Source organism: Pseudomonas marginalis (genome assembly GCF_001645105.1).
Classification (GTDB): domain Bacteria; phylum Pseudomonadota; class Gammaproteobacteria; order Pseudomonadales; family Pseudomonadaceae; genus Aquipseudomonas; species Aquipseudomonas petroselini.
The window spans coordinates 32,757-44,430 of sequence record NZ_LKEG01000054.1 but is presented as its reverse complement, the minus strand read 5'-3'; the positions used below and the strand labels follow the sequence as shown (position 1 = coordinate 44,430).

9 protein-coding genes are annotated in these 11,674 nt (G+C 61.5%); 6 read left to right on the top strand and 3 right to left on the bottom strand.

Annotation, left to right across the window (positions count from 1 at the left end):
• Window positions 1-23: 23 nt before the first annotated feature.
• Complete coding sequence (locus AO064_RS26340) at window positions 24-740, bottom strand: 4'-phosphopantetheinyl transferase family protein (protein ID WP_064055088.1); 717 nt, start codon at window positions 738-740, stop codon at window positions 24-26.
• A gap of 137 nt (window positions 741-877) precedes the next feature.
• On the opposite strand from AO064_RS26340, the gene AO064_RS26335 reads away from it, so the two are divergent.
• From AO064_RS26335 to AO064_RS26325, 3 genes are read left to right on the top strand one after another with little or no spacing between them, the layout of a single operon-like run.
• The gene (locus tag AO064_RS26335) at window positions 878-1,186 is read left to right on the top strand and encodes a hypothetical protein (RefSeq protein ID WP_043205769.1); all 309 of its coding nucleotides are present in this window, start codon (window positions 878-880) and stop codon (window positions 1,184-1,186) included.
• An 18-nt stretch (window positions 1,187-1,204) separates the two neighbouring features.
• The gene (locus AO064_RS26330; protein WP_015885446.1) at window positions 1,205-1,882 is read left to right on the top strand and encodes a response regulator transcription factor; all 678 of its coding nucleotides are present in this window, start codon (window positions 1,205-1,207) and stop codon (window positions 1,880-1,882) included.
• Complete coding sequence (locus tag AO064_RS26325; protein WP_046035648.1) at window positions 1,879-3,225, top strand: ATP-binding protein; 1,347 nt, start codon at window positions 1,879-1,881, stop codon at window positions 3,223-3,225. The genes AO064_RS26330 and AO064_RS26325 overlap by 4 nt, the downstream gene beginning before the upstream one ends.
• Window positions 3,226-3,345: 120 nt before the next feature.
• Here AO064_RS26325 and AO064_RS26320 read toward each other — a convergent pair whose 3' ends face one another.
• Window positions 3,346-4,344, bottom strand: coding sequence for an AraC family transcriptional regulator (locus AO064_RS26320; RefSeq protein WP_064055087.1), 999 nt, complete (start codon window positions 4,342-4,344; stop codon window positions 3,346-3,348).
• A 339-nt stretch (window positions 4,345-4,683) separates the two neighbouring features.
• On the opposite strand from AO064_RS26320, the gene AO064_RS26315 reads away from it, so the two are divergent.
• The 3 genes from AO064_RS26315 (at window position 4,684) to AO064_RS26305 (ending at window position 7,728) form a co-directional block, all read left to right on the top strand.
• Entirely contained in the window at window positions 4,684-6,015 is a 1,332-nt protein-coding gene (locus AO064_RS26315; protein ID WP_064055086.1) for a dicarboxylate/amino acid:cation symporter, read from the top strand.
• Window positions 6,016-6,154: 139 nt separating this feature from the next.
• On the top strand, window positions 6,155-7,141 hold the full coding sequence (locus AO064_RS26310; protein ID WP_046035649.1) for an XdhC family protein: 987 nt from the start codon (window positions 6,155-6,157) through the stop codon (window positions 7,139-7,141).
• The gene (locus AO064_RS26305) at window positions 7,138-7,728 is read left to right on the top strand and encodes a nucleotidyltransferase family protein (protein WP_064055085.1); all 591 of its coding nucleotides are present in this window, start codon (window positions 7,138-7,140) and stop codon (window positions 7,726-7,728) included. The genes AO064_RS26310 and AO064_RS26305 overlap by 4 nt, the downstream gene beginning before the upstream one ends.
• 102 nt (window positions 7,729-7,830) lie before the next feature.
• On the opposite strand, the gene rne is transcribed toward AO064_RS26305, so the two are convergent.
• A complete protein-coding gene (gene rne, locus AO064_RS26300; protein ID WP_183143938.1) occupies window positions 7,831-10,992 on the bottom strand; it encodes a ribonuclease E in 3,162 nt (1,053 codons plus the stop codon).
• Window positions 10,993-11,674 lie beyond the last annotated feature (682 nt).

Sequence of the window (11,674 nt, the reverse complement as noted above, 5' to 3'; positions counted from 1 at the left end):
TCGGTCGAGTGTGGGAGGGGGGCTCAGGCGCTGATGGCCACCAGGCTCAACAACTGACCTTCATGCAGCGCAAATTGTGCGCTCAGCTCTTTGCCATGGGACCACTCGGCAGACAGGTCCGTCAGCAGGCGCAGGCGCACATGGCCTGCAGCTGACCACTCCACCACCTCGGCATGCTCAAAGTAGAAGCGCTTCTGCACGATCGGGTAGAGCGCCTTGAACAGGCTCTCCTTGGCCGAAAACGTCAGCGTTACCAGCAGGGCATGCTGTTCACGCGGCAGCGAGCCCATGCGGTGCAGCTCATCCGCCGTGAGGATTTCCCCCGCCAACCGCTCCGCCCGCTCCAGGCTCAGCACATTCTCCAGGTCCATCCCCAGCCCGCGCCATTGTGCCTTGTGCGCGACGATCGCGGCGGCATGCCCGGTGCTGTGGGTGATAGAGCCGCAGATATGTGCGGGCCACACCGGCGCGCGGTCTTCACCGATCGCGGGGATGTAGTTGAGGTGATCGAGTTGTTGCAGCGCCGCGCGGGCGCACAGCCGGCCGGCCAGGAACTCGGCCTGACGCTTGGCCACTGAGCGCTGGATACTGGCCGGCGGCGGTACGGCGCTGCGCTGGAAGTCGCCTGCCGTTAATAAGGCAGGGTCGAAGCGGGTGCTGAGCAATACCGTGCCCGGCAAGGGCTCAGGCAGGGGCCAGTGGGCGTCGAGTGGGGTGCAGCAAGCGGGTAGGGGATTCATGGGCCGGTATTTTGCCGAGTTCAAACGCTTGCGGATAGCCCGCTGCGGTTCAGGTGAGGTTCAGAGCCTGTTCAGGGGGAGTTCAGGGGCGCCTGCGTAGTCTGGGCTGCAACAGCCAAACGCGTAGAGGTAACACCATGACTGCGATCAAAAAGCTGATGTTGGCGTTAACCATGCTCAGTGCCACCGCCGGGGTCCAGGCCTCGGACGGCGCCTTTGCCGCATTCGGACGTGAGAAAACCAAGAAAGCCAGCGCGCTGATCCAGCGTGTCAGCTTCGAAGACGCCGGCAGCCAACCCACGCCTTGGGGCCAATCCCTGGGCCTTGCAACCCCGCAGCCGGACTACCGCGCCGGCTATGAACACCTGACCGGCCAGTTCAATGGTATTAAACTGCGCCCGCAAGACCTGCAGGGCCGCTATGATATCCCTCTGTCGGACAGTTGATTTGCCTTGGAGAGCCTTATGAAATTGCTGGTGGTGGAAGATGAGGCGCTGCTGCGTCATCACCTGTTGACCCGCCTGACCGACAGCGGGCATGTGGTCGAGGCCGTGGCCAATGCCGAAGAGGCCCTGTACCAGACCGGCCAGTTCAACCATGACTTGGCGATCATCGACCTGGGCCTGCCCGGCATGGGCGGCCTGGACCTGATCCGCCAGTTGCGTACCCAGGCCAAGACCTTCCCGATCCTGATCCTCACCGCGCGCGGCAACTGGCAGGACAAGGTCGAAGGCCTGGCGGCCGGCGCCGACGACTACGTGGTCAAGCCGTTCCAGTTCGAAGAGCTGGAGGCGCGCATGAACGCCTTGCTGCGTCGTTCCAGTGGCTTTACCCAGTCGACCATCGTTGCCGGGCCTTTGCTGCTGGACCTCAACCGCAAGCAGGCGTCCCTTGACGAACAGCCCTTGGCGTTGACGGCCTACGAATACCGCATCCTCGAATATCTGATGCGTCATCACCAGCAAGTGGTCGCCAAGGACCGCTTGATGGAACAGCTCTACCCCGATGACGACGAGCGCGATCCGAATGTCATTGAAGTGCTGGTCGGCCGCCTGCGTCGCAAGCTGGAAGGCCCGGGTGGGTTCAAACCGATCGACACCGTGCGTGGCCTGGGCTACCTGTTCAATGAGCGCTGCCGTTGATTCGCTCGCTACGCGTGCGCTTGATGCTGGCGGCCGCCACCCTGGCCGTGTTGTTTATGCTCGGGTTGTTGCCGGCCATGCAGGGCGCGTTCAGCCTGGCGCTGCAAGACTCCATCGAGCAACGCCTGGCGTCGGATGTCACCACCCTGATCTCTGCCGCGCGGGTCGAAAACAACCGCCTGCTGATGCCGGCGCAGTTGCCGGACGAGCGCTTCAACCTGACCGATAGCCGTCTGCTGGGCTATATCTACGACCGCGAAGGTCATCTGGTATGGCGTTCGCGGGCGACCAAGGAAGAAAATATCAACTACAAGCCGCGCTACGACGGGCGCGGCAATGAATTTGCGCGGATTCGCGAGGCCAACGGCCAGGAATTTTTCGTGTATGACGTCGAGGTCAGGCTGCTCGGTGGCAAGAGCGCGGCCTTCAGCATCGTCGCCCTGCAACCGGTGCGCGAATACCAACTGACCCTCGAAGGCCTGCGCGAAAACCTCTACCTGGGCTTCGGCGCAGCGCTGCTGGTGCTGCTGACCTTGTTATGGCTGGGCCTGACCTGGGGCCTGCAAGCGCTGCGGCGGCTGAGCCAGGAACTCGACCAGATCGAAGGCGGCACGCGCGAAAGCCTCTCCGAGCAACACCCCCGCGAACTGCTGCGTCTCACCGGCTCTCTCAACCGCCTGCTGCACAGCGAGCGTGAGCAACGGACGCGTTACCGCGATTCCCTCGACGACTTGGCCCACAGCCTGAAAACCCCGCTGGCGGTCTTGCAGGGTGTGAGCGAAGACATGGCCCAGCGTCCGGAAGATCGCGATCAGGCCTGGGTGCTGCAATCGCAGATCGAGCGCATGAGCCAGCAGATCAGCTACCAATTGCAGCGGGCCAGCCTGCGCAAAAGCGGACTGGTGCGTCATCAGGTACGCCTGGCGCCGGTGCTGCAAAGCCTGTGCGATACGCTGGACAAGGTCTACCGCGATAAACGCGTCACGGTGTCTTTTGAGTTGCCGGAAGAATGTGATGTGCCGATCGAGAAGGGCGCCTTGCTGGAGTTGCTCGGCAACCTGCTGGAAAACGCCTACCGCCTGTGCCTGAGTGAGGTGCGCATCAGTCTGGTGGAAAGCCTGGAAGGCACCGAGTTGTGCATTGAGGATGATGGCCCTGGGGTACCGCCGGATCAGCGTGCGCGGATTCTGCAAAGGGGTGAACGGCTGGATCGCCAGCATCCAGGGCAGGGGATTGGCTTGGCGGTGGTCAAGGATATTATTGAAAGTTATGGCGCGCGGTTGACCTTGGGCGATTCGCCGTTGGGCGGCGCCGCGTTCAAGATTCACTTCCCCGCTTTGTGATCTTTACTGGTTTTAGAGGCCTCATCGGGGGCAAGCCCCCTCCCACCTTTGAACGTGTTCACACATTAATAATGTGGGAGGGGGCTTGCCCCCGATAGCGCCAGTCCAGGCGCTGCCTCTCTAACTCTCCTGCGCGCGATACGCCCCCGGCGTCAACCCCGTCCACTTCTTGAACGCCCGATGAAACGCCGACGGTTCGGAAAACCCCAACTGCTCGGCAATCGCCTGCAATGACAAATCCTCTCGACCCAAATGATAGATGGCGATGTCCCGCCGCAGCTCATCCTTGAGCGCCTGAAAACTGTTGCCTTCTTCGCGTAAATGCCGGCGTAGGGTCTGGGGGCTGATGTGCAAATGCTGGGCGACGGCTTCCAGGTCGGGCCAGGATGTGCGGTCGCGACTCAGCAAGCGGCGTAGCTGGCTGCTCAAGCTGTCGCCTTCATCCGGCCGGGACAGCAAATCGGCGGGTGAGCGCTCTAGGAAGTGCTTGAGTGTGCGTTCGTCCTGCAACAGCGGCAGGCTCAGGTAGCGGCTATGAAACACCAGGCTGCTGTTCGGTGCACCAAACACCTGGATACAGGGAAAGAGCAGGTCGTATTCGCTGGCGTGAGCCGGCATCGGGTAGCTGAAGGTAGCCTCATGCAGCCGGATACGCTGGCCTATCAGCCAGCTGCCCAAGCGATGCCAGATCACCAGCAGGCATTCGCTGAGAAAGTGATCCGGGTCCCACTGCGTCGAATCGTCCAGGCTCAAGCGCGCCATATCGCCTTCGCGTGTCAGCTGCCAGCGCGGTCCCTGTGGGAATAGGCTATAAAATAGTAAGCCGCGTTCCAGAGCCTTTTCCAAGGTGCGGCAGTGGATCAGCGCGTGGCACATCATGGCGAAGGTCCCACGTTTGCTCGGGCCTTCAGCGAAGCCCAGGTATTCGTCGTCCAGCGCCAGCCAGAGCATTTGCAGCAGCCGGGTAAATTGCTCCGGCGCGATGCGGGCGCGGGGTTCGGTCAACAGTTCCGGGGTAATGCCCACCTGTTGCAGCAGCCCTGAATAGTCGTAACCGGCCCGCCGCGCCCCGCCAAGGGCTGCCCGGGCGTAATGACTGGCGATGGTACGTTCACGCATGCGCAGGCCTCGTCCATGGAAGGAAGGATGGTAGCGATCACTGCAGAGGGCGCACAAGGCGGATATCCGCCAAATTGTAGGACGGGATTGGACGGGTCGGCGGAAATCCGCCACGTGTTGCGGCGCTGAGGAGGGCGTCTGCCAACCCCAAGCCCTGATGTCTAAAGGCCTGTAAGGTTTTTCAGCAAAGTGGCACGGCGTTTGCGATAAGGATGACAGCGCAGGCTGTACCTACAGACCTCGCAAACAACAAATCCCTCCAGTGCAGGAGGGTTCGCAATTCAAGTGTCGTGGGCAATGGCGGATATTTGCCACACGGGACGATTGAGGAACTTTGCAATGACGACTCGTCAGCCAATCTACAAATCCCTGTATTTCCAGGTGATCGTTGCCATCGTTATCGGTATTTTGCTCGGTCACTTCTACCCGGAGACCGGTGTGGCCCTCAAGCCACTGGGTGACGGGTTCATCAAACTGATCAAAATGGTCATCGCCCCGATCATCTTCTGCACCGTTGTCAGCGGTATCGCTGGCATGCAAAGCATGAAATCGGTCGGCAAAACCGGCGGCTACGCGCTGCTCTACTTCGAAGTCGTTTCCACCGTCGCGCTGTTGATCGGCTTGATCGTGGTCAACGTTGTGCAACCGGGCGCCGGCATGCACATCGACGTAGCGACCCTGGACGCCTCCAAAGTAGCGGCCTATGTCACTGCCGGTAAAGACCAGAGCATCGTCGGCTTTATCCTCAACGTGATCCCTAACACCATCGTCGGCGCCTTCGCCAACGGCGACATCCTGCAAGTGCTGATGTTCTCGGTGATCTTCGGTTTCGCCCTGCATCGCCTGGGTGCTTACGGCAAGCCGGTCCTGGACTTCATCGATCGCTTCGCCCACGTGATGTTCAACATCATCAACATGATCATGAAGCTCGCGCCAATCGGTGCCCTGGGCGCCATGGCGTTCACCATCGGCGCCTACGGTGTAGGTTCCCTGGTGCAACTGGGCCAGCTGATGATCTGCTTCTACATCACCTGCCTGCTGTTCGTACTGGTGGTGCTGGGCGGTATCTGCCGCGCCCACGGTTTCAGCGTGATCAAGCTGATCCGCTACATCCGTGAAGAGCTGCTGATCGTTCTGGGTACTTCGTCTTCCGAATCCGCATTGCCACGCATGCTGATCAAGATGGAGCGTCTGGGCGCTAAGAAATCCGTCGTTGGCCTGGTGATCCCGACTGGCTACTCGTTCAACCTCGACGGTACGTCGATCTACCTGACCATGGCTGCCGTGTTCATCGCCCAGGCGACTGACACCCACATGGACATCACCCACCAGATCACCCTGCTGCTGGTGCTGCTGCTGTCCTCCAAAGGCGCTGCAGGCGTGACCGGTTCGGGCTTCATCGTACTGGCAGCGACCCTGTCGGCCGTAGGCCACCTGCCGGTTGCCGGCCTGGCGCTGATCCTGGGTATCGACCGCTTCATGTCCGAAGCCCGTGCGCTGACTAACCTGGTGGGTAACGCCGTTGCCACCATCGTTGTGGCCAAGTGGGTCAAGGAACTGGACACCGACAAGCTGCAAAGCGAGCTGGCGTCTGGCGGTACCGGTATCTCGGAAACCCGCGAAATCGATGACCTGGGCGTGGCCGAAGGCCCTGCACCCGTGGTCAAGTAAATCGCTGATGGCGTGAACTAACGCCGACCGCAACGCACAAACGCCCCGACTGGTTCGGGGCGTTTGCGTTTCTGGCGCGTCACTTTGGGTCTTTTGTTTTACAGTAAGTAAATCGCTTTTAACGCTTGCAGGAGGTTTTGTGGACAGTGTGGATTTGAATGTCCTGCGCAGCGTGCTCGAGTGGCGCCGCGCCGGGCAGCAAGTCGTGTTGTACAGCGTCGTTCAGACGTGGGGCAGTGCACCGCGTCCACCGGGCGCCATGCTGGCGCTGAGGGGCGATGGTGTGGTGATCGGCTCGGTGTCGGGCGGCTGCATCGAGGACGACTTGATTGCGCGCCTGCAGGACGGTCGCTTGCCTGCCGATGGACCGCCGGTCCAGTTAGTGACCTATGGCGTTACCCGTGATGAGGCCGCGCGTTTTGGCCTGCCGTGTGGCGGCACCTTGCGCCTGACCGAAGAGCGTGTGGGCGACTGGGCGTGGGTGTCGGAGCTTTTGGCGCGGTGTGAAGATCATCAGATCGTCGCGCGTGAGCTTGACCTGGCCAGCGGTGACGTGACCTTGAGCAGCGCAAGCAAGACTGATGCAGTCACCTTCGACGGCGAGCGTCTGCGGGCCATTTATGGTCCGCGCTGGCGCTTGCTGCTGATCGGCGCCGGGCAGCTGTCCCGCTATGTGGCAGAGATGGCGCGCTTGCTGGATTTCGAAGTGCTCATCTGCGACCCGCGCGACGAGTTCGTCTACGGTTGGGAAGAACAGCACGGCCGGTTCGTACCGGGCATGCCTGATGAGGCCGTGCTGAATATCCAAACGGATGAACGCACTGCCATCGTCTGCCTCACCCATGATCCGCGCCTGGACGATATGGCGTTGCTGACGGCGTTGAATTCCTCGGCGTTCTACATTGGCGCGCTGGGTTCACGGGTCAACAGCCAGAAACGTCGGGAAAACCTCGCCGCGCTGGGGTTGTCTGCCGAGGCCATCGCACGTTTGCATGGGCCGATTGGTTTGCATATCGGCAGTCACACCCCGTCGGAGATCGCGTTGTCGCTGATGGCGGAAATTGTCGCGATCAAGAATGGCGTGGCGCCGATGCAGAAAAAGCCGTTGCCGGTGGTGGCGCAGTGACAGTCACTGCGATAGTGCTCGCGGCGGGGCAGGGCAGCCGTTTCCGCGCTGTGGCAGGGGCTGGCCAGGATAAGTTGCTGGCCGATTGTGTGGGCTTGGATGGTGTGGCGCGGCCGGTGATCGAGCAGGTGCTGGTGAATTTGCCGGGCAATGTGGTTGAGCGCTGGGTGGTGACTTCACCGGATCGGCTTGAAGTGATTCGTCTGGCAGAGGCCTACGGTTGCAAGGTATTGCTGCTGCACTCGGCCGGCCTGGGTGACAGCCTTGCGGCGGCGGTTGCGGCCAGCGGTGAGTCGGAAGGCTGGTTGGTGGTGCTGGGGGATATGCCGTTTATTCGGGCATCGAGCATTGAACAGGTGATTGATGGGCTGGAGGAAGGGTGTATCAGTGTGCCGGTACAGGATGGGCAATATGGGCATCCTGTCGCGTTCAGCCAGGCATTTCGGCCGGGGCTGACGGCGCTGACCGGTGATCGCGGGGCCAAGCCGTTGTTTGCGCAGGCGACGTTGCTTGAAGTACCTGTTGATGATCCGGGCGTGCTCTGGGACGTCGACCTGCCGCAGTCGTTGAGTTTCTCCCCACGCTAGCTGTCGGCGCTGGCTGTATTCCAGGCCGGAAACTCAGTGTCTGGCACTCAATAAAAAGCCCCGCCTGATCACTCAGGCGGGGCTTTTTAATTGCTGACGGAATCAGACGAGAGGTTTGCTCTCGTGCTCTGCTTCCTGTGCTGCGGCAGCCGCTGCAGCGGCTTCAGCTTCCTTGCGACGACGGCGCACTTCACGTGGGTCGTTCGGGGCACGGCCGTTTTCGGTCAGGGCACTGACCGGTGCTGCTTCAACCACTGGGGCGGCAACTTCGGCAACCACCGGCGCTTCAACCACGGGTGCAGGTTCAACGACCGGAGCAGGCTCAACCACGGGGGCTGGCTCGGCAACCACGACTTCGGCAACCGGTGCCGGCGCGTCTTCTACCACTGGGGCAGGTTCTGGCGCTTCAACCGGCGCGGCAGGCTCGGCAGTCCATTGGAAGGCGGTCTGTTCTTCACGAACTTCACGAACTTCTGGAGCCGCCTCGACAACCGGTGCTTCAACGACTGTTTCAGTCACTGGCTGAGGTTCAACCGCCGGTGCTTGTTCAACCGCTGCCACTTCAACGTCTGGCTGGGCTTCTTGAACCGGAGCAACTTCCACTTCCGGAACAACCGGCGCTTCGATTGGGGTGGTGGCTTCGACAGCCGGCGCTTCTACAACGGGCGCTTCAGCAACCGATGCTTCAACAGCAGGTGCTTCAACGACTGGCGTCTCGGCAACAGGTGTTTCTGCGATGACGGTCTCTTCGACAGCAGCAGTAGCGCGCTCAGCCTGCTCGTGGGCCTGGGCTTCAGCAGGTGCGCTGATGACCGAGCTGGCAACGGCAGCGGTAACAGCCAGGCCGGCAGCCAGTTCGGCGCCCGTCGGTTCGCTGGTAGCGGCTTCTGCGTTTTCGCCGGTCTCTTCCGAGCCTTCGATCACGTTGCCGTTGGCATCACGCTGACGCTCACGACGGTTGCTGCGACGACGCTGGCCACGGGAGCGGCGGCGTGGACGATCGCCTTCGGCGCCTTCCTGACCGTCTTCCTGCGGTTGCTCTTCGCCGGTCAGTACTTCTTCTTCGCTGGCGGCAGCAGCTTGCTCGGCACGTGGTTGACGCTCTTCACGCGGAGCGCGAGGTTGGCGTTCTTCACGTGGCGCGCGTTCTTCACGCGGCTGGCGAGCCGGGCGTTCTTCGCTGACGGCTTCGGCGGCGACGGCCGGAGCGGCATCCAGCGGCTCGCGCAGTTCACGCACACGTTCTTCACGCTCGCCACGTGGCTTGCGATCTTCACGCGGAGCACGTGGGGTGCGTGGTGCGCGCTCTTCACGCGGTGCGCGTTCTTCACGGGCTACGGTCGGGGTTTCTTCACGGGCTTCGCGAGGCGCACGCTCTTCACGTGGCGCGCGTTCTTCACGCGGTGCACGTTCTTCGCGAGGCTTGCGTTCTTCGTCACGGCGACCGTTACGGTTACGGCTCTGCTGGCGACCGTTGCGACGCTCTTCGTTGCGCGCCGGGCGTTCGGTGGCAGGTTTTTCAACCACAACCGGAGCAACGGGCTCTTCCTTGGTCGCGAACAGGCTGACCAGCGACTTCACCAGGCCCTTGAACAGGCTTGGCTCAGGCAGGGCGGCCGGTGCGGCAACCGGTGCAGCCACTTCAGTCGGCACGGGTGCGTTGGCGCGGGCCGGGGCGGTCTTCACGGCGGCTTCCTGGCGAACCAGGGTGCGGGTCGCAGCGGCCGGCTGGACTTCTTCCACTTCGGCGGCGGCAGCGGCGATTTCGTAGCTGGACTGGCCGCTGTGGGCTTCCGGGCTGTCATCACGCAGGCGCTGCACTTCGAAGTGCGGCGTCTCGAGGTGATCGTTCGGCAGGATCACGATACGGGCACGGGTGCGCAGTTCGATCTTGGTGATCGAGTTGCGTTTTTCGTTGAGCAGGAACGCGGCGACCGGGATCGGCACTTGTGCGCGGACTTCGGCGGTGCGGTCTTTCAGGGCTTCTTCTTCGATCAGGCGCAGGATCGCCAGGGACAGCGACTCGACGTCACGGATGATGCCGGTGCCGTTGCAACGCGGGCAGACGATGCCGCTGCTTTCGCCCAGGGACGGACGCAGGCGCTGACGGGACATTTCCAGCAGGCCGAAGCGCGAGATGCGGCCAACCTGTACGCGGGCACGGTCAGCTTCCAGGCATTCGCGGACTTTTTCTTCCACGGCGCGCTGGTTCTTGGCGGGGGTCATGTCGATGAAGTCGATCACGATCAGGCCGCCGATGTCGCGCAGGCGCAGCTGGCGGGCGATTTCTTCAGCCGCTTCCAGGTTGGTCTGCAGGGCGGTTTCTTCGATGTCGCTACCTTTAGTGGCGCGCGCCGAGTTGATGTCGATGGACACCAGGGCTTCGGTCGGGTCGATCACAATGGAGCCACCGGAAGGCAGTTCGACCACGCGCTGGAAGGCGGTCTCGATCTGGCTTTCGATCTGGAAACGGTTGAACAGCGGAACGCTGTCTTCGTACAGCTTGATCTTGCTGGCGTACTGCGGCATCACCTGGCGGATGAAGGTCAGGGCTTCGTCCTGTGCTTCAACGCTGTCGATCAGCACTTCGCCGATGTCCTGGCGCAGGTAATCGCGGATGGCGCGGATGATCACGTTGCTTTCCTGGTAGATCAGGAACGGCGCGGAACGATCCAGGGACGCTTCTTTGATGGCGGTCCATAGTTGCAGCAGGTAGTCGAGGTCCCACTGCATTTCTTCGCTGCTGCGGCCCAGGCCGGCAGTGCGAACGATCAGGCCCATGTCGGCCGGTGCGATCAGGCCGTTCAGCGCTTCACGCAGTTCGTTGCGCTCTTCGCCTTCGATGCGACGGGAAATACCGCCGGCACGTGGGTTGTTCGGCATCAGGACCAGGTAACGGCCTGCCAGGCTGATGAAGGTGGTCAGGGCGGCGCCCTTGTTGCCACGTTCTTCTTTTTCGACCTGAACGATGACTTCCTGGCCTTCGCTCAGGACGTCCTTGATGTTCACGCGGCCTTCAGGCGCTTTCTTGAAGTATTCGCGGGAGATTTCTTTGAGGGGCAGGAAGCCGTGGCGCTCGGAGCCGAAATCGACAAAGGCAGCCTCAAGGCTTGGTTCGATGCGAGTAATACGGCCTTTATAGATATTGGCCTTCTTCTGCTCGCGTGCACCGGATTCGATGTCCAGGTCGTAGAGGCGTTGGCCATCTACCAGTGCAACACGCAACTCTTCGGGTTGAGTTGCGTTAATCAGCATTCTTTTCATGTTGTACCGTCGGTTTCCGGGCTGCCGGAAACGGCGTTCGGCACACACGACTTCTCACGGTCGGTGTCAGGTGCGTCAAGAGTGGTTGGCCACTCCAGTGTCCAGCAATAACAGGCCAATTGGGCCGGTATCGCGACGGACGCGTCCTGCTTGTTAGCGGTGGTGACAAAGGCACCACTTCAACAAAAGCTAAGGTCAGGAGGAGGAATCAACCGGCGACTGTGGACGAGATGAAGCGTCTAAATATAAGCCTAGTGCTACACGGTCCGACGGTTGTGCATCTCCACCCTACACGTATCCCTGATAATTCGGGTGCTGCCGCGCGCAGAATCCGCAGCGGGTTGGCATTTACCGTGTACTCCAATGGGGAGTCCACGCTCATGGCTAAACAAGACTAGGTGTGGGCGATCGCGCTCTCACTCAGCTCTTAACAGGCGTTGTTTCCGAAGCATTCGCCATGGTGTGGCTCAAGACTGACTGCACTTTGTGAACTGGCCGTAAATATCGGCGCAAAACGCGAGTAATCACTCTGCGTACTGCACTCGCTTCAGGCCTCATGTCACCTGCGCTTGTTACAATCCCGAGCCTTCCAAGGTGGCGAAAGCCCCGTAGGACGGCCTCGCGTCCTGATGAATTGCGATGGTCAGGGCCGGCAGTTTGCCGCAAGTCCTCTGTCCAGGCC

Coding starts and splice junctions, on each gene's coding strand:
- AO064_RS26315 (WP_064055086.1), top strand. CDS start 4,684: ATGACGACTCGTCAGCCAATCTACAAATCCCTGTATTTCCAGGTGATC.
- AO064_RS26320 (WP_064055087.1), bottom strand. CDS start 4,344: ATGCGTGAACGTACCATCGCCAGTCATTACGCCCGGGCAGCCCTTGGC.
- rne (WP_183143938.1), bottom strand. CDS start 10,992: ATGAAAAGAATGCTGATTAACGCAACTCAACCCGAAGAGTTGCGTGTT.
- AO064_RS26335 (WP_043205769.1), top strand. CDS start 878: ATGACTGCGATCAAAAAGCTGATGTTGGCGTTAACCATGCTCAGTGCC.
- AO064_RS26340 (WP_064055088.1), bottom strand. CDS start 740: ATGAATCCCCTACCCGCTTGCTGCACCCCACTCGACGCCCACTGGCCC.
- AO064_RS26330 (WP_015885446.1), top strand. CDS start 1,205: ATGAAATTGCTGGTGGTGGAAGATGAGGCGCTGCTGCGTCATCACCTG.